This window comes from Neorhizobium galegae (assembly GCF_017877135.1).
GTDB lineage: Bacteria > Pseudomonadota > Alphaproteobacteria > Rhizobiales > Rhizobiaceae > Neorhizobium > Neorhizobium galegae_A.
The window spans coordinates 251,606-269,087 of the sequence record NZ_JAGIPH010000003.1; the positions used below are offsets into that span (position 1 = coordinate 251,606).

14 protein-coding genes are annotated in these 17,482 nt (G+C 62.6%); 6 read left to right on the forward strand and 8 right to left on the reverse strand.

The genetic code is table 11. The annotated features are described in order from the left end of the window. Positions 1-68: 68 nt before the first annotated feature. The gene (locus J2858_RS11420) at positions 69-578 is read right to left on the reverse strand and encodes a SixA phosphatase family protein (protein WP_210104933.1); all 510 of its coding nucleotides are present in this window, start codon (positions 576-578) and stop codon (positions 69-71) included. A 305-nt stretch (positions 579-883) separates the two neighbouring features. Between J2858_RS11420 and dksA the strand changes: the two genes are divergently transcribed. Continuing rightward, on the forward strand, positions 884-1,303 hold the full coding sequence (gene dksA / locus J2858_RS11425; RefSeq protein WP_210104934.1) for an RNA polymerase-binding protein DksA: 420 nt from the start codon (positions 884-886) through the stop codon (positions 1,301-1,303). Positions 1,304-1,473: 170 nt separating this feature from the next. On the opposite strand, the gene J2858_RS11430 is transcribed toward dksA, so the two are convergent. Then, complete coding sequence (locus J2858_RS11430) at positions 1,474-2,580, reverse strand: flagellar biosynthetic protein FliO (RefSeq protein ID WP_210104935.1); 1,107 nt, start codon at positions 2,578-2,580, stop codon at positions 1,474-1,476. 346 nt (positions 2,581-2,926) lie between these two features. On the opposite strand from J2858_RS11430, the gene cckA reads away from it, so the two are divergent. The 5 genes from cckA (at position 2,927) to J2858_RS11455 (ending at position 11,595) form a co-directional block, all read left to right on the forward strand. Beyond that, on the forward strand, positions 2,927-5,539 hold the full coding sequence (gene cckA, locus J2858_RS11435; protein WP_210104936.1) for a cell cycle histidine kinase CckA: 2,613 nt from the start codon (positions 2,927-2,929) through the stop codon (positions 5,537-5,539). A gap of 193 nt (positions 5,540-5,732) precedes the next feature. Beyond that, positions 5,733-6,821 carry a recombinase RecA gene (gene recA, locus J2858_RS11440; protein ID WP_210104937.1) on the forward strand — a complete coding sequence of 363 codons (1,089 nt, stop codon included), beginning with the start codon at positions 5,733-5,735 and terminating at the stop codon, positions 6,819-6,821. A gap of 168 nt (positions 6,822-6,989) precedes the next feature. After that, positions 6,990-9,650: an alanine--tRNA ligase gene (gene alaS, locus J2858_RS11445; protein WP_210104938.1), complete on the forward strand. Its 2,661-nt coding sequence runs from the start codon at positions 6,990-6,992 to the stop codon at positions 9,648-9,650. Positions 9,651-9,938: 288 nt separating this feature from the next. Continuing rightward, on the forward strand, positions 9,939-10,790 hold the full coding sequence (ttcA, locus tag J2858_RS11450; RefSeq protein WP_245365873.1) for a tRNA 2-thiocytidine(32) synthetase TtcA: 852 nt from the start codon (positions 9,939-9,941) through the stop codon (positions 10,788-10,790). After that, positions 10,780-11,595: an inositol monophosphatase family protein gene (locus tag J2858_RS11455; protein ID WP_432443341.1), complete on the forward strand. Its 816-nt coding sequence runs from the start codon at positions 10,780-10,782 to the stop codon at positions 11,593-11,595. Before ttcA ends, J2858_RS11455 begins: the two co-directional genes overlap by 11 nt. Before the next feature lie 73 nt (positions 11,596-11,668). Here the strand turns inward: J2858_RS11455 and J2858_RS11460 are convergent, their stop codons facing one another. The 6 genes from J2858_RS11460 to J2858_RS11485 form a co-directional block, all read right to left on the reverse strand. Then, complete coding sequence (locus tag J2858_RS11460) at positions 11,669-12,874, reverse strand: multidrug effflux MFS transporter (protein ID WP_210105231.1); 1,206 nt, start codon at positions 12,872-12,874, stop codon at positions 11,669-11,671. 129 nt (positions 12,875-13,003) lie between these two features. Continuing rightward, positions 13,004-13,339, reverse strand: a complete 336-nt coding sequence (grxD, locus tag J2858_RS11465; protein ID WP_210104941.1) for a Grx4 family monothiol glutaredoxin — start codon at positions 13,337-13,339, stop codon at positions 13,004-13,006. 150 nt (positions 13,340-13,489) lie between these two features. Continuing rightward, a complete protein-coding gene (locus J2858_RS11470) occupies positions 13,490-13,726 on the reverse strand; it encodes a BolA/IbaG family iron-sulfur metabolism protein (protein WP_210104942.1) in 237 nt (78 codons plus the stop codon). A gap of 177 nt (positions 13,727-13,903) precedes the next feature. Next, on the reverse strand, positions 13,904-16,111 hold the full coding sequence (purL, locus tag J2858_RS11475; RefSeq protein ID WP_210104943.1) for a phosphoribosylformylglycinamidine synthase subunit PurL: 2,208 nt from the start codon (positions 16,109-16,111) through the stop codon (positions 13,904-13,906). 117 nt (positions 16,112-16,228) lie between these two features. Next, positions 16,229-16,801, reverse strand: a complete 573-nt coding sequence (locus tag J2858_RS11480; RefSeq protein WP_245365728.1) for an acyloxyacyl hydrolase — start codon at positions 16,799-16,801, stop codon at positions 16,229-16,231. Between the two features lie 282 nt (positions 16,802-17,083). Then, the gene (locus tag J2858_RS11485) at positions 17,084-17,473 is read right to left on the reverse strand and encodes a hypothetical protein (protein WP_210104944.1); all 390 of its coding nucleotides are present in this window, start codon (positions 17,471-17,473) and stop codon (positions 17,084-17,086) included. Between the last annotated feature and the right edge of the window lie 9 nt (positions 17,474-17,482).

Sequence of the window (17,482 nt, forward strand, 5' to 3'; positions counted from 1 at the left end):
GATGCTTGGCTCGCGGCGCTGCCCATAGGCGCGCCGCGGGCAGCCGTTCCTGCGGGAAACCCGAGCCTTCAGGCCGTCAGGAAATCGCGCAGCGACCAGCTGCCGGCAAGGGCTGTGACCGGCCCGCCATGATCGAGCACGGCAAGGCCGGCCGTCGGATAGCCGCTTGGAATGACGGCGCTGGCGCGGTCCGGGCCGATCATCGCCTCCAGCAATTCCTCCATGGTGGGATTATGGCCGATCAGCATCACCGACTGCTGCTCCGTCTGGGCCGAGAGCACCGACAGATAGGTATCCAGCGGGCCGTTATAGAGCTCGTCGATCATCACCAGGTCGATCTCACCGCCGAAGGCCCGGTGCATGGCATCGGCCGTTTCCTGGCATCGCACGGCCGTCGAGGAGATCAGGAGATCCGGCCGGTAGCGCTTGTCGGCAGCAAGCGAGGCGACCAGTTCGGCCTCCGCATAGCCATGGTCGTCCAGCGTGCGATCGAAATCGCGTCCGCCCGGCTCCGGCCAGCCGGAACGGGCATGGCGCATCAGGTAAATCCGGGAGGGCGGTGGTGAAACAATGATCATGGGCAGTCCGCGCTGGGGATCGGATGGGCCGGCTGGGGACCATCGGATCGTTGCTCAAGATGATCGAGTATCCTGCCATGCGCGGCGGCGTCAACTGTTCCGTCGCACGGCACAGCGGACGCGCCAGCCCGTGACCCGGCTGGCGCCAGCTTCTGGCACTCTTCTCAAAAACGCATAAGAAATAGCCATTTAGCCGAATTTTGTGTCAATTTTAAAAATGCCTTATGCGCGACCACAAGGCTTGAATCAGCATAGAGGAATGGAGTATAGACCCGGCGTGAGAGCTGTTCTTCAGGAGAATCGCGTTGAGTGAGAAGATCGACCTTAGCAGCTACGTCCTCTCGGAAGAAGACGAATTCATGAATGCCAATCAAAAGGCATACTTCCGAGCCAAGCTCATTGCCTGGAAAAATGATATCCTCCGTGAAGCGCGGGAAACGCTCGGCCACCTTGCTGAAGAAAGCGCCAATCATCCCGATCTTGCAGACCGAGCCTCGTCAGAAACCGACCGTGCCATCGAGCTTCGTGCTCGCGACCGCCAGAGAAAGCTGATCTCCAAGATCGATGCGGCTCTGCAGCGGATCGATGACGGCACCTATGGTTACTGTGAAGAGACCGGCGAGCCGATCGGCTTGAAGCGCCTCGACGCAAGGCCGATCGCCACGCTGTCCATTGAGGCACAGGAACGTCACGAGCGCCGCGAAAAGGTTTATCGCGACGAGTGAGACATCCTGCCCCTTTGGGGTATCAGGGACTTCGATTTCCAGGCACGCATTTTTTGCGTGCCTCTTTTTTTGTCTCTTGTGGTGTGGCGTCCGAGAGCGTGTCTGCGGCGCTGACGCCGGACTGATCAGCGCACGTCAAACATCCAAGCCGTTTTTTGGCCGAATGGGGCCTATCGGTTGTCGCGCGTGACGGACATTTCGCCAAAAATGCGGGCGATCTCGGTTTGCAGCGAGGGGTCCGGCGTCGCACCTGTCACGCGCGCCATGGCCGGATCGCGCCTAGCCGTCATCGGCGGCGTTCCGGGGGCGGGCGGGTTGGCGCGATCATCCGGACCGGCGGCCAGGCCATTGGCCATTTCCTCTTCCAGAATTCGGTCAAAGGCGCTGCCGAGCGGCCGTTCGGCTGGAGACGCCGGTGGAACGGGCTTTGCCGCAGTGCTGGCCGGTACCGATGGGGCGGACAAGGGCTGGGGATTTGCGGCAGCCGCAGATGGCGGACGGGCCGGTTCGGGCGCGAGAACCGGCTCCCTCTCCGGCGTCGGCTGAAACACGCGGCGACGGGCAGCGTCCAGGGCATCGCTTGCCGCATCGAGACCGGCAGGTGCAGTGCCGCCGGCGACAGGTGCGCTTGCAGGCGAGGCTGCGGCCGCAACGCCGGCAGTCGCCATCACGGGCACGGCCGGTTCCGAAGCGGCTTTGGCGGAGGGCGCGGCACGCGCGCGGTCGCGATCGCTCACTCTCTCCGCGCGGTCCGCCTGCGCTTCACTCGCTACACCCGTGTTGAGCGCGCGGGGTGCGGCGCGCACCTCCTCTTGAGGTTTTGCCGGTTCCGGTCGCGCCGTTGCAGCGCTTTGCGGTGCAGGTTCTGCGCGCTGGCTTGCAAGCTGGCGCGGCGGGGCGGCAATCATCGGCTGGCGGGAAGTGGCCTCCAGCCGCGGGTCCGAAGGCTCATCGAGCGCCTGCGGGGCGCGCAGCGCCTGCTGTTCGGCAAGCGGGCGGATGCCGCTTTCGATCACCACATCTGTCGGCCCGCCGATCATCACCAGATGTTCCACGTCGTCGCGGCGCACGAGCACGATACGGCGGCGCGCATCGACAGCTGCCGCATCCAGCACCTGCAGGCGCGGCTGGCGATTCTTGCCGCCGCGCAGGAAGGGCGACGGGCCGCTGCGCCGGCGCAGGAGCCACAGCACGACCACCAGCAGGACAAGGCCAAGGCCGACGGCTGCCACGGCAAGCATGAGGTTGTAGGGATTTACACCGCTCATCAATTCCATGTCTCTGCTGCTCCTTCGCGCTTTCGTCTCTGCTGGTCCGGCTTTGGCCGGATCTGCCAACGCGCTTCGACGCCTGTCGTTTGGTCGCACGCTAGCCAGCCGGCAAGCCCGCGGCAAGCATGCGGGCTGAAACAAGGTGTGCCGGCCATCGGCCGCACGCACTGCCTTGCGTCGTCCATTATGGCAGATATGGACGGATGCGGGTAATCGGCAATAGGAATATGAATGTCGTCAACGGGTTTCTGGTGCCGGGCGCTTTTTGCAGGGTCCGCAAGTTGCTATGGAAGAGGAATGGACCGATTCCATGGCCGCGAGTGTTCAGTAACCGGTCGAAATGCGAGGTGGAATGACGAAGTCGCGACCGATCGGCAGTTATGACGCGCCTTTGGTAGACCGGGGAACGCGCGGCGGAACTGTGCTCAGGCTCCTGCTGCTGGCACTGGTTCTGGTGGGCGTCGCCATCGCCTTCGTCGTCTTCAAGGAAGCCATGGACAACGAGATCGTGCTGGGCGTGCTCGGCGTGCTGGCCATGGTCGGGATCTTTTTCATCGTCTCCTCGATGATCGGTCTCGTCGAGGTGATGCCGAAATCCCGCTCCGACGAATTTGCCGCCAGCTATCTGGCAGGCCATGCCGATGGCATTCTGATCACCGACGAGCGCGGCCGCATTCTTTATGCCAATGCCGCCTATGGCAAGCTGACTGGGGCCACCAAGGCGAGCAATGCGCAATCGCTGGAAGCGCTTCTGTCTAAAAATCGCGAGGCGACCGAAGCGCTTTACAGGCTGACTGCTGCACTGCGCGACGGGCGAGAGGGGCATGAGGAGTTTCGCCTGCTAAAACCGCTCGGACGCGGCACGGCGAACGGCTCCGGGGCCCACTGGTATCGGCTGAAGGCCCGCATCCTCGTCTCGCCGCTTTTGCCGATCCCGCTCGATGTCTGGCAGATCGCCGACATCACCTCCGAACGCGAGGAGCAGGAACGGTTTTTCCGCGAGTTGCAGAACGCCATCGACTATCTCGACCACGCCCCCGCCGGCTTCTTCTCCGCCGGCAAGAAGGGCGAGGTGTTTTACCTCAACGCCACGCTTGCCGAATGGCTGGGCCTTGATCTTACAAAATTCGTGCCCGGCTCCATGGCGATCTCCGACATGGTGGCGGGCGAGGGCATGGCGCTTATCCAGTCCGTGCAGGCAGGGCCCGGTCAGAAGCGCACGGAAACGCTGGATCTCGATCTGCGCCGCAGCAATGGCCAGAGCCTGCCGGTGCGCCTCGTGCACAGCGTATCGTCCATGCGCGACGGTGCGCCGGGCGAAAGCCGCACTATCGTGCTGGCCCGCTCCAAGGGCGAGGGCGGCGACCAGTCGGCGTCCGCCATGCGCTTTACCCGCTTCTTCAACAATACGCCGATGGCGATCGCCTCCATCGACGGCGACGGCAAGATCCTGCGCATCAATGCGCCGTTCCTGCGCCTCTTTGCCGGCGTGGTGTCACGCGATGACGTGGAGGCCGGGGCAAAGCTCGACGTGATCGTGCATGAAAGTGCGCGCACCGAACTGGAGCGCGCGCTTGCCGATGCCAAGGATCGCCAGGGCGATATCGCCCCGATCGATTGCCGCTATCCCGGCGACGAGACGCGCCATGTGCGCTTCTACGTCAATGCCGTGATCGACGAAAGCGACGAGGCGCCGGAAGAAGTGGCCATCGTCTATGCCGTGGAGACGACCGAGCAGAAGGCGCTCGAGACCCAGATGGCGCAGACGCAGAAGATGAATGCGGTGGGAACGCTTGCCGGCGGTATTGCCCACGACTTCAACAATGTTCTGACGGCGATCCTACTCTCGTCCGACCACCTTCTGCTGCAGGCGCGGCCCTCCGACGCAAGCTTTGCCGACCTCATGGAAATCAAGCGCAATGCCAACCGCGCCGCGGTTCTGGTGCGCCAGCTGCTGGCCTTCTCGCGCAAGCAGACCATGCGGCCGGCGGTGCTGAACCTCACCGACGTGGTGGGCGACCTGCGAATGCTGGTGGACCGGTTGATTTCCGGAACCAACGTGAAGCTGGACGTGGATTACGGCCGCGATCTCTGGCCGGTGCGCACGGATCTCTCGCAGTTCGAGCAGGTGCTGATCAACCTCTGCGTCAATGCGCGCGATGCCATGCCGCAGGGCGGGCAGATCCGCATCCGCACCCGCAACGTGACGGCCGCCGAAGCCGCCGTTTTCCCGAGCGCGCGCCTGCCGTCTGACGATTTCGTCATGGTGGAAGTATCCGACAACGGCACGGGCATTGCGCCGGACATCATGGACAAGATCTTCGAACCCTTCTTCACGACGAAGGAAGTGGGCAAGGGCACGGGGCTTGGCCTCTCCATGGTCTATGGCATCGTCAAGCAGTCCGGCGGCTACATCTATCCCGAATCGGAGCTGGGCAAGGGCACGACCTTCCGCGTCTTCCTGCCGCGCCATATTCCGGAACCCGTGGCGGAACGGACAGGCCCCGCGCCGGCCGAGGCGCCGGCTGCTGCCCGCGTCGAAGCGGCAACCTCTGCCAAGGCCGCTGCCGACGATGTCGATCTCACCGGCAATTCCGCCGTCGTGCTTCTCGTCGAAGACGAGGAGGCCGTGCGCCGCGGCGGCAAGCGCATGCTCGAAACGCGTGGCTACACCGTGCATGAGGCGGGCTCCGGAACCGAGGCACTCGACATCATGGAGGAACTGGGCGGCAAGGTGGATATCGTCGTGTCCGACGTCGTCATGCCCGAAATGGATGGCCCCTCGCTCCTACGGGAACTGCGCAAGACCTATCCCGACCTCAAGTTCATCTTCGTGTCGGGCTATGCGGAGGATGCCTTTGCGAGAAACCTTCCGGCCGACGCCAAGTTCGGTTTCCTGCCAAAGCCCTTCTCGCTGAAGCAGCTTGCTGTGGCCGTGCGCGAGATGCTCGACCGGGAGGATTGATCGCCCGATAACCGGCCTGAGGCGGTTCCGCAGGCGAGTTTTTAGGCGCACGGAACACAAAAAGAACACGCACCGGATTACGGTGCATTAACAAGAGGATGATCCCTCTTGCAATGTGAGAACAAAAAGTGTACATACCGATCAAGAGCTGCTTCATTGCGAGCGCGGCTGCTTTAACCTAAAGGTGGATCGGATGGCACAGAATTCATTGCGGCTCGTAGAGGATAAAACAGTGGACAAGAGCAAGGCGCTGGAAGCGGCACTGTCGCAGATCGAACGTTCCTTCGGGAAAGGCTCGATCATGAAGCTTGGCGCAAACGAGAGCGTGGTCGAGATTGAAACCGTGTCGACGGGCTCTCTGAGCCTCGATATCGCGCTCGGCATCGGCGGCCTGCCGAAGGGGCGTATCGTAGAGATCTATGGGCCGGAAAGCTCGGGCAAGACGACGCTTGCGCTGCAGACGATTGCAGAAGCGCAGAAGAAGGGCGGCATCTGCGCCTTTGTCGATGCCGAACATGCGCTCGACCCGGTCTATGCCCGCAAGCTGGGCGTTGACCTGCAGAACCTCCTGATCTCACAGCCGGACACAGGTGAGCAGGCGCTGGAAATCACCGATACGCTGGTGCGCTCGGGCGCCGTCGACGTCCTGGTCGTCGATTCGGTTGCGGCCTTGACGCCGCGCGCCGAAATCGAAGGCGAGATGGGCGACAGCCTGCCGGGTCTTCAGGCCCGCCTGATGAGCCAGGCGCTGCGCAAGCTCACCGCCTCCATTTCGCGGTCCAACTGCATGGTCATCTTCATCAACCAGATCCGCATGAAGATCGGCGTGATGTTCGGCTCGCCGGAAACCACGACAGGCGGCAACGCGCTGAAATTCTACGCCTCCGTGCGTCTCGACATCCGCCGCATCGGCGCGGTGAAGGAGCGCGAAGAGGTCGTGGGCAACCAGACCCGCGTGAAAGTGGTCAAGAACAAGATGGCGCCGCCCTTCAAGCAGGTGGAATTCGACATCATGTATGGCGAAGGCGTATCGAAGACCGGCGAGCTGGTCGATCTCGGCGTCAAGGCCGGCATTGTCGAAAAGTCGGGCGCCTGGTTCTCCTACAACAGCCAGCGCCTTGGCCAGGGGCGTGAAAACGCCAAGAGCTTCCTGCGCGATAATCCGGAACTGGCCCGCGAGATCGAGATGTCGCTGCGCCAGAACGCCGGCCTGATTGCCGACCGCTTCCTGCAGAACGGCGGCCCGGAAGCCGATGACGGTGACACGGAGCCGGACGCCTGAGCCCCTGAAGGGGCGCATGGCCTGACGATTGATAACTGGATGGCGGCCGTGCATGTGGCAAAGATGCACGGCCGTTTTTCGTCGTGCTGGACAGGGTTCCGTTCCGACGATAAAAGCCAATGGATTTTTTAGCGGAAAGGCTGCTGGGGCGGCTTAGAAGGGCATGGCATGAGTGGCGTGAATGAGATCCGGTCGACCTTCCTCGACTATTTTCGCAAGAACGGTCACGAGGTGGTCTCCTCGAGCCCGCTCGTGCCGCGCAACGACCCAACGCTGATGTTCACCAATGCCGGCATGGTGCAGTTCAAGAACGTCTTTACCGGTCTTGAAAGCCGTCCCTACTCGACGGCCACCACCTCGCAGAAATGCGTGCGCGCCGGCGGCAAGCACAACGACCTCGACAATGTCGGCTATACCGCCCGCCACCTGACCTTCTTTGAAATGCTCGGCAACTTTTCCTTCGGCGACTATTTTAAGGAAAACGCCATCGAACTGGCCTGGAACCTGGTGACCAAGGGCTTTGATCTGCCCAAGGACCGGCTGCTGGTGACGGTCTATGCCGAAGACGACGAGGCAGCCGCCCTGTGGAAGAAGATCGCCGGTTTTTCCGACGACAAGATCATCCGCATCCCGACCTCCGACAATTTCTGGCAGATGGGCGATACCGGGCCCTGCGGTCCGTGCTCGGAAATCTTCATCGACCAGGGCGAGAGCGTCTGGGGCGGTCCTCCCGGTTCCCCGGAAGAGGATGGCGACCGGTTCCTGGAATTCTGGAATCTCGTCTTCATGCAGTTCGACCAGTCGGCGCCCGGCGAGCGGTCGCCGCTGCCGCGCCCGTCGATCGATACCGGCATGGGCCTCGAGCGCATGGCCTGCATCCTGCAGGGCGTCCACAGCGTCTTCGACACGGACCTCTTCCGCACGCTGATTGCTGCGACCGAAGAGGTGGTCGGCGTGAAGGCGGAAGGCGATGTGGCGGCAAGCTTCCGCGTGATCGCCGATCACCTGCGCTCCTCCGCGTTCCTGATTGCCGATGGCGTGCTTCCGTCTAACGAAGGCCGTGGCTATGTCCTGCGCCGCATCATGCGTCGCGCCATGCGCCACATGCAGCTGCTCGGTGCGCGCGAACCGCTGATGTGGACGCTGCTTCCGGCACTGGTTGGCGAGATGAGCCGCGCCTATCCGGAACTGCTGCGCGCCGAAAGCCTGATTTCCGAGACGCTGAAGCTCGAGGAAACCCGCTTCCGCGCGACACTCGCGCGCGGCCTGACGCTCCTGTCCGATGCAACGTCCGACCTCGACAAGGGCGACAGCCTGGATGGCGAAACGGCCTTCAAGCTCTATGACACCTATGGTTTCCCGCTCGACCTCACGCAGGATGCACTGCGCGCCCGTGGCATCGGCGTGGATCTCACCGGCTTCAACGATGCCATGCAGCGCCAGAAGGCCGAAGCCCGCGCCAGCTGGTCCGGCTCCGGCGACAAGGCCACCGAATCCGTCTGGTTCGAGCTCAAGGAAAAGCACGGCGCGACCGAATTCCTGGGCTATGACACCGAAACCGCCGAAGGCGTCGTGCAGGCGATCGTGCGCGACGGCGCCGTCATCGAGCGGGCAGAGGCCGGAGACACCGTGCAGATCGTCGTCAACCAGACGCCGTTCTATGGCGAATCGGGCGGCCAGATGGGCGATACCGGCGTCATCTCGACGGACGGCGCAAAGCTTACCGTCACCGATACGCAGAAGAAAGGCGAGGGCCTGTTCGTCCATTCCGCCATCGTCGCCGAAGGCGCACTGAAGGCTGGCGAGCCGGTCGTCCTGACCGTCGATCACGCCCGTCGCTCGAAACTGCGTGCCAACCATTCGGCAACGCATCTGCTGCACGAGGCGCTGCGCGAAGTGCTCGGTACCCATGTCGCGCAGAAGGGTTCGCTCGTTTCGCCGGACCGGCTGCGTTTCGACGTGTCGCATCCGAAGCCGATGTCGGCCGAGGAGTTGCAGACGGTCGAAGATATGGCCAATGCCATCATCCTGCAGAATGCGCCAGTGACGACGCGCCTGATGAGCGTCGACGATGCGATTGCCGAGGGCGCCATGGCGCTGTTTGGCGAAAAATACGGCGATGAGGTCCGCGTCGTCGCCATGGGCACCGGCATCGAGGGCCAGAAGGCCGGCAAGCCTTATTCGGTTGAACTCTGCGGTGGCACGCATGTGGCAAAGACCGGCGATATTGGGCTGGTGCGCATTCTGGGCGAAAGTGCAGTCGGCTCCGGCGTGCGCCGCCTCGAAGCGGTGACCGCCGAAGGCGCGCGCGCCTATCTTGCCGAGCAGGACGAACGGGTGAAGGCACTGGCAAGCGCGCTCAAGGTTCAGCCGGGCGAGGTCGTCTCGCGCGTCGAAAGCCTGCTGGACGAGCGCAAGAAGCTCGAAAAGGAACTGGCGGACGCACGCCGCAAGCTCGCCATGGGCGGCGCGCAGGGTGCCTCCGCCGATGAGGTCCAGGATCTTGGCGGCTTCAAATTCCTCGGCAAGAGGCTGGCCGGCATAGATGCCAAGGATCTGAAGGGGCTGGTCGATGAGGCAAAGACCGGGCTTGGCTCGGGCGTCGTGCTGCTCATTGGTGTTGGCGCCGACAACAAGGCCAGCGCCGTGGTGGGCGTGACGGCCGACCTGACGGAGCGCTTCAGCGCCGTCGAGCTGGTGCGCATCGCCTCCGTGGCGCTCGGCGGCAAGGGCGGCGGTGGACGCGCCGACATGGCCCAGGCCGGCGGTCCCGACGGCGAAAAGGCCGATGCGGCCATTGCCGCAGTGGCGCAGACGCTGGCCGGCTAACCGTCCTGTTTTCCCGCGCGCGTCAAAATTCTTGCGCGCGGGTTTTTGACCGGTGTCGTTGTGGTATTTTTCGCCGCGAATGGACGGCAAGAAACTGCGGTTGGGCTTCTGGTCGGTTTTGAGGGCGCGCCGGGCTTTGGCAGGTCAGCGACTATGTGGCGCCGAGCCGCCCTCTATGGCGCGCCACACCGACAACTTATGCAATGCCGCTTCGGCTGAGGCAGTGCGGCAATCGGACGGGAGACGGACGTGACGCTTTCAGCGGCAATCGACGAGAGCGAGGACGTCCTGCCGCAGGCAGACGGCTTCCTGAACGGGATCTATGCGCACGCGCCGCAGACGACGGCGTTCAACAAACTGCGCAAGCGCCTGCTGCGTCAGGTTCGCCAGGCGCTCGATGATTTTAGCATGCTGAACGGCCAGAAGCGCTGGCTGATCGGGCTCTCCGGCGGAAAAGATTCCTATTCGCTGCTGGCGCTGCTGATGGATCTGAAATGGCGCGGCCTGTTGCCGGTGGAGCTTGTGGCCTGCAATCTCGATCAGGGCCAGCCGAATTTTCCCAAACATGTGCTGCCGGATTATCTCACCTCGATCGGCGTCGCCCATCGCATCGAATATCGCGACACCTATTCCGTGGTGAAGGAAAAGGTGCCGCAGGGCGCCACCTATTGCTCGCTCTGTTCGCGGCTGAGACGCGGCAATCTCTACCGCGTTGCGCGCGAGGAAGGCTGCGAGGCGCTGGTCCTCGGCCACCACCGCGACGATATTCTCGAAACCTTCTTCATGAACCTCTTTCATGGAGGGCGGCTCGCCGCAATGCCGGCAAAGCTTCTCAATGATGACGGCGACCTGATGGTGCTGCGGCCACTGGCCTATTGCGCCGAAGAGGATCTCGAAAAGTTTTCAAGCGCCCTGCAGTTCCCGATCATTCCTTGCGATCTCTGCGGCTCCCAGGATGGGCTGCAGCGCAATGCGATGAAGGCGATGCTGACGACGATGGAAACGCAGATGCCGGGGCGCAAGGACCGCATGCTGCACGCGCTGTCCCACGTCAATCCCTCGCATCTGCTCGATCCCGCCCTGTTTGATTTTTCCGCCCTTTCCCCCGTGTCAAAGATTGAGGTTGCTGATGTCGATTGATGTGATGGCGCTTGCCGACGTGTTGCGTCGCGCCGCTAAGGCCGAAATCCTGCCGCGGTTTCGCCGCCTCAATGCCGAGGATATTCGCGCCAAGAGCGAGGCAAGCGACCTTGTGACGGAAGCCGATGTCGAGGCGGAACGGATGATCCGCGCCGAGCTTCAGACGCTCGCTCCCGATGCGCTCTTCGTCGGCGAGGAATCGGTGGCCGCCGATCCGGCGCTCCTGCCGCGCCTTGCCGATGCGCCGCTTGCCATCATCGTCGATCCGGTTGACGGCACGTTCAACTTCGCCTCGGGCGTTCCCGCCTTCGGCGTGATGGCCTCGGTCGTCCACAAGGGCGAGACGATTGCCGGCATCATCTACGATCCGATGGGCGATGACTGGGTTCTGGCGGAAAAGGGGGCGGGCGCTTTCCTGCGGCGGCCTGACGGCGAGGCAATCCGCCTCTCCGCTGCCGCACCAAAGCCGATCGAAGCGATGATCGGCTTTGCCTCCACCGGCTTCTTCTTCGGCGAGGAGCGCCGGAAAATCCTCTCCAATCTCGCCAAGGTCAGGATGTTTGCCTGCTATCGCTGCGCCGCGCAGGAATACCGCACGCTTGTCGGCGGGCATGTGGATTTTGCCCTCTACAACAAGCTGATGCCGTGGGATCATCTGGCCGGCACGCTGATTGCGCAGGAAGCGGGCGCCCATGCGGCAAAATTCGATGGCAGCGCCTATCGTCCGACGGACCTGAAAGGCGGGCTGCTGGTGGCAAGCGATCGCGATAGCTGGCACCATCTTCGCGATGAAATCATCGCCTAAAGCTTTCTCATCCCAAAGAAAAAGGCCCCGGCGCGATGCATCGGGGCCTTTTTTTTGTCAGCGCCTGGGCGCCTCAGGCGCGAGGATTGTGGGCCTGGAAGAGCTTGCCCTTTTCAGCGATCAGCACAAAGACCAGCCCGATGATCGACACGGTGAAGAAGCCGAGAACCATCGGCAGCGCCGTTCCGTTGAAGGCTTGTCCGATGACGGCCCCGATGGCTGCCCCGCCGACCGTACTCATGAAGCCGAGGACGGAAGACGCGGTGCCGGCGACATGGCCCAGCGGCTCCATGGCAAGCGAATTGAAGTTGGCGCCGATCCAGCCGAACATGAACATCGCACAACCGAAGAAGCTCAGAAACAGCAGGAACGGCATCGGCTGCGGGCCGAAGATCTGCACCAGCATCCATACGAACGTGACGAGGATGAAGCAGAGCAGGGAGGCATGCGAGAGCTTGCGCATGCCGAAGCGGCCGACGATGCGCGAGTTGATGAAGGAGGCAAGCGACATGAAGGCAGCAACGGCTGCAAAGGCCACCGGGAACCAGTGCCCCAGCTGATAGATGCCGACATAGACCTGCTGGGCGGAGTTGATGAAACCGAACAGGGCGCCGAAGATGAACGTGGCCGAAATCGTGTAGCAGAGCGCCACGCGGTTGGTGAGGACGATACGGAAGCCGGCGACAACAGAGGTCAACGTCAGTGGGCGCACGTCTTCCTTCGCCAGCGTTTCCGGCAGGCGCATGCACATCCAGATGAGAAGCAGGATGGCCATGACACCGATGAACAGGAAGATCATGTGCCAGTCGCCACCCAGCATGATCAGCTGGCCCGTGCCCGGCGCGATGATCGGCACGATCATGAACACCATCATGATGAGCGACATCACTTCGGCCATGGCGCGTCCGCCAAACACGTCGCGGACGATCGACACCGTGATGACGCGCGTGGAGGCCGCTCCGGCGCCCTGGATGAAGCGCAGCGCCAGCAGCAGCGCAAAGGACGGCGTGGCGACGATGGCAAACGAACAGATGATATAAATCACCAGGCCGACGATCATCGGCAGGCGGCGCCCGAACCGGTCCGACAGCGGGCCATAGAGCAGCTGCGCAAAACCGAAGCCGAAGAGATAAGACGAGACGATATACTGGCGGGCGTTCTCATCCTCGACCTGAAGGGCAGCGCCGATTTCCTGAAGAGCCGGCAGCATGATGTCGATGGCGAGCGCATTGAGGGCCATCAGCATGGCCATGAGCGCAATAAATTCGACCTTGCCCATGCCTTTGAGGCGGGCAAGCGGATTGTTGATGTCGGGGGTCACACGAATATCCTGAAAATACGAAAGGCGCCGCTTGATGCGGCGCCTCGATCATGATCGAATTTGGTCTGACACAGACCGGAGGGGCCGTCAGGCGGCGCCGCGAACGGCGATACCCTGTTCCTGGAAGTGGGACTGAAGCTCGCCGGACTGGAACATCTCGCGCACGATATCGCAGCCGCCGACGAATTCGCCCTTGATGTAAAGCTGCGGAATCGTCGGCCAGTTGGAATAATCCTTGATGCCCTGGCGGATTTCCGGATCTGCAAGGACGTTGATGCCCTTGTAGTCCACGCCGAGGTAATCGAGGATCTGCACAACCTGGCCGGAAAAGCCACACTGCGGGAACTGCGGGGTGCCCTTCATGAAGACAACGACATCGTTGCCCTTCACTTCACTGTCAATCAAGTCCGAAATGCCGCTCATCGTTTCTATCCTTGTCTGTCCGGAGTAAAGGTCCGGAGTGTCTCAGGGCCTTAGATAACACGCACGCTTGGAAATTCCAGCACCGCATTGACGGTGACGTGATCAATTCCGTTCGATCACCGTGCTTTAGCCGCCGATTGTGACAGTGGTTTACTCGGCCGGCGCCGATGTCTGCAGCGCAAGCGCGTGCAGAACGCCCCCCATATTGCCCTTCAGCGCCTCGTAGACCATCTGGTGCTGCTGCACGCGGGTCTTGCCGCGAAAGGCTTCCGCCACCACTTCGGCGGCATAATGATCGCCATCACCGGCCAGGTCCCGGATGGTGACCCGGGCACCCGGAATGCCGGCCTTGATCATGTCTTCGATTTCCCCGGGTCGCATCGCCATCAGCTGGTTCCTTCCATTGCAGTCTGTTCAAGCCTTTCCAGAAGAGTGCCAAAAAGCACGCAATTGTCAAAGCACCTGCCCCATAAAACCTGAAGAGTTCAACGCTCAGTCGCGAGATGGCAGGATCCTGTCCGGCACCGATGACAGTGCCGGATGAGAGAGGTCAAGCTGGCATGATCATGCCATGAAGGTCGGGAACCAGCTTTCATGGGCATTGACCAGCGCGGTCACGGTGACGTTGACGATGTCATCAATGATGAGCGCTTCGCCGCCTACCGGACCGAGGGTGCGGAAGGGAACGCCAGCCGATTCGGCACTGGCACGGACGAAATTGGCGAGATCGGCCGGAACGGCAATCACATAGCGTGCCTGGTCTTCGCCGAAGAGAAGAGCATGCGGCAGACCGCGGCAATCGGAGAGCGACAGACGTGCGCCCTTCTGAGAAGCCATGGCCATTTCGGCAAGCGCCAGAGCAAGGCCGCCGGACGAAAGATCGTGGCAGGCGGTGACCTGGCCGTTGCGGATGGCTGCGCGCACGAAATCGCCGTGACGCCGTTCGGCCGCCAGATCGACCACCGGTGCGGGGCCATCGGTCGAGCCGAGGAGATCGCGCAGGTAGATCGAGGAACCGAGATGGCTGCCGTCGACACCGATCATGATCAGCACGTCGCCGTCCCGTGCCGTGCCGATCCGCGCCATGGCCGACCAGTCGGGCAGGAGGCCGACGCCGGCAATGGTCGGGGTCGGCAGGATCGCGACGCCATTGGTTTCGTTGTAGAGCGAGACATTGCCCGAAACGATCGGGAAGTCGAGTGCGCGGCAGGCTTCGCCGATGCCCTGGATGGCGCCGACCAGCTGGCCCATGATCTCCGGCTTTTCCGGATTGCCGAAATTCAGGTTGTCCGTTGCAGCCAGCGGCTCGGCGCCGGTTGCCGTGATGTTGCGCCAGCATTCGGCGACCGCCTGCTTGCCGCCTTCCACCGGATCAGCCTCGACATAGCGCGGCGTGACGTCGGAGGAGAATGCGAGCGCCTTGGTCGGATGCGTCTCGATGCGCACCACGCCGGCATCGCCACCCGGAAGCTGCAGCGAATTGCCCTGGATCAGCGTATCATACTGCTCGTACACCCAGCGGCGGCTCGACTGGTTCGGCGAGCCGACCAGCGACAGCAGCGCGGCATTGTAATCCGCAGGTTCTGCGACCTGTTCGGCCGGCAGGGCTGCACGCTTGTCGGAGGCGCGCCAGGGGCGATCATATTCCGGCGCTTCGTCGCCCAGTTCCTTGATCGGCAGGTTTGCCACTTCCTCACCCTGATGGATGACGCGGAAGCGCAGGTCGTCGGTGGTCTTGCCGACGATGGCAAAGTCGAGACCCCATTTAACAAAGATCGCCTTGGCGATCTCTTCTTTGGATGGTTCCAGCACCATGAGCATGCGCTCCTGGCTTTCCGACAGCATCATCTCATAGGCGGTCATGCGGTCTTCGCGCACCGGCACGCGGTCGAGCTGCAGCTCGATGCCGAGATCGCCCTTGGCGCCCATTTCGACCGCCGAACAGGTGAGCCCCGCGGCCCCCATGTCCTGGATGGCGATGACGGCACCTGTGGCCATCAGCTCGAGGCAGGCTTCCAGCAGGCATTTTTCGGTAAAGGGGTCGCCGACCTGCACGGTCGGGCGCTTCTCCTCGATCTGCCCGTCGAATTCGGCAGAGGCCATGGTGGCGCCGCCGACGCCGTCACGGCCGGTCTTTGCGCCGAGATAGACGACCGGCAGGCCGACGCCCTTGGCTTCCGACAGGAAGATGCCATCGGCCTTGGCAAGGCCTGCGGCAAAGGCGTTGACGAGAATATTGCCGTTGTAGCGCGCATCGAACTCGACTTCGCCGCCAACCGTCGGCACGCCGAAGGAATTGCCATAGCCGCCGACGCCGGAGACGACGCCGGAGACGAGATGTTTTGTCTTTGCGTGATCGGGCGCGCCGAAGCGCAGCGCGTTCATGGCGGCAATCGGGCGGGCGCCCATGGTGAAGACATCACGCAGGATGCCGCCGACGCCGGTGGCAGCCCCCTGGTAGGGCTCGATATAGGAGGGGTGGTTGTGGCTCTCCATCTTAAAGACCACGACGTCACCATCATCGATATCGACGACACCGGCGTTTTCGCCCGGCCCCTGAACGACGCGCGGTCCCTTTGTGGGCAGGGTGCGCAGCCACTTCTTGGAAGACTTGTACGAGCAGTGCTCGTTCCACATCGCCGAGAAGATGCCAAGCTCGGTATAGCTCGGCTCGCGGCCGATCAGATCGAGGATCCGCTGATATTCATCGGGCTTCAGGCCATGGGCGGCAATGAGGTCGGGCGTGATCGCGATCGTATTGGAAATGGTCATCGTCTTCTCTAGTGGCGGTCCAGACTGGCGTCTCTTTAGCCTAGAAGACACATGGGCGCGACAGGAAATTTCCGGTCACGCCCAACTCATTTTCAAACCGTTACCGGTGTCTCGGCCTTAGAACTTGTAGCCCAGCATCACGCCGCCGCGCGACAGGCCGTTATTGGTGTCGCCGCAGAGATTGGCATGGGAGGAATGCTCGGCCATGGCGATGACGCGCCAGTTCTTGTCGAGATTGACGCCGGCGGCGACATATTCGTGAAACAGCGTGTGGCAGCCGACAAACGGGCCGCGACCGCCATCCGGATCAAGCTTGCCATCGTTCAGGCTGCCGCCGAAGCCGGCTTCGAGGAAGAAACGTTCGCCAAGATTGGCCGTCCAGGAAAAGCCGGCATAGACCTGGTTTGCTTCGCCGGCCGTGGAAATATCAGCGCCGACATGGATGCGCGGGCGGATGAGCTTGCGCCAGCCGGGTGTGTTGTCATGATCCCAGGGATCAAAGAACAGCATGCCGTTGATGAAGGCGCCCTTTTCGTCATTCGTATAGGTCTTGTCGATCGCAACCAGCGAGCCGAAGCGGGCTTCGTCGAAGATCGGTTCCTCAGCAAGCGAAGAGGTAATAGAAGACACAAGCGCGCTCGTGGAAACAGCGAGCACCATCGCAAGCCGGACAACCGCATTAGGGGCCATGGGGGCAACTCCGTTAAGATCAGCGGCGCAACGGCAAACCGAAGCACCGGACGGAAGGTATTGCCGGGTTTTAGGGAAAAGCAAGCAACAAGCGCCGGCTGCATCCTTTCGAGGCAAGAATGGGGCAGGGTGTTGCAAGATCGGAACGTAAGGCGGAACTTTTCAGTGACCGGAGATGGCGTTTCTGCGCCATCCGTGCCGGTGTGGGAACGATACGGGCTGTGCCCGTCGATCAACGGGCCCGATGCCGAATCGACGCAAGGGGCAGGTGCTCGCGCTGCCTCAGCAGCCCTTGCCGCCGGCGGCCCAGCGCTGCACGTCACGCCGGATGCGTGCGCCATGGGCGCCGTCCACCATCGGCCCAAAGGCATCGACGCGCGCCGGATTTCCTTCGGCCTGCACGACGAGAAGCGGGCGCGATTCGGGGCTGTGCTTCGGCACGGCCAGAATGCGCGGGCGGCCCGAAAACGAATTGAGTTCCGGCGCCATCCGATAGGCGGCAAAGGCCGGGTCGGCGGATTTGAACCAGCAGCCATTGGCGGCAATCGCCACGCGCTCCATGGTCGGCAGGGCGCCCCGGTTCACCGCAACGGGTGCCGGACGTTCCGGCTTGCAGCCGGACAGTGTGACAAGGGCTGTGGCTAGAAGGGCAAAGGCTGTTCTGGTTTTCATCGGGGATCG

Excerpts from the sequence above, each read along its gene's own strand:
- J2858_RS11460 (WP_210105231.1), bottom strand. The coding sequence starts at position 12,874 with ATGGGCAAGGTCGAATTTATTGCGCTCATGGCCATGCTGATGGCCCTC.
- J2858_RS11485 (WP_210104944.1), bottom strand. The coding sequence starts at position 17,473 with ATGAAAACCAGAACAGCCTTTGCCCTTCTAGCCACAGCCCTTGTCACA.
- alaS (WP_210104938.1), top strand. The coding sequence starts at position 6,990 with ATGAGTGGCGTGAATGAGATCCGGTCGACCTTCCTCGACTATTTTCGC.
- J2858_RS11430 (WP_210104935.1), bottom strand. The coding sequence starts at position 2,580 with ATGGAATTGATGAGCGGTGTAAATCCCTACAACCTCATGCTTGCCGTG.
- J2858_RS11455 (WP_432443341.1), top strand. The coding sequence starts at position 10,780 with ATGTCGATTGATGTGATGGCGCTTGCCGACGTGTTGCGTCGCGCCGCT.
- J2858_RS11470 (WP_210104942.1), bottom strand. The coding sequence starts at position 13,726 with ATGGCGATGCGACCCGGGGAAATCGAAGACATGATCAAGGCCGGCATT.
- grxD (WP_210104941.1), bottom strand. The coding sequence starts at position 13,339 with ATGAGCGGCATTTCGGACTTGATTGACAGTGAAGTGAAGGGCAACGAT.
- recA (WP_210104937.1), top strand. The coding sequence starts at position 5,733 with ATGGCACAGAATTCATTGCGGCTCGTAGAGGATAAAACAGTGGACAAG.
- purL (WP_210104943.1), bottom strand. The coding sequence starts at position 16,111 with ATGACCATTTCCAATACGATCGCGATCACGCCCGACCTCATTGCCGCC.
- J2858_RS11420 (WP_210104933.1), bottom strand. The coding sequence starts at position 578 with ATGATCATTGTTTCACCACCGCCCTCCCGGATTTACCTGATGCGCCAT.
- cckA (WP_210104936.1), top strand. The coding sequence starts at position 2,927 with ATGACGAAGTCGCGACCGATCGGCAGTTATGACGCGCCTTTGGTAGAC.
- J2858_RS11480 (WP_245365728.1), bottom strand. The coding sequence starts at position 16,801 with ATGGCCCCTAATGCGGTTGTCCGGCTTGCGATGGTGCTCGCTGTTTCC.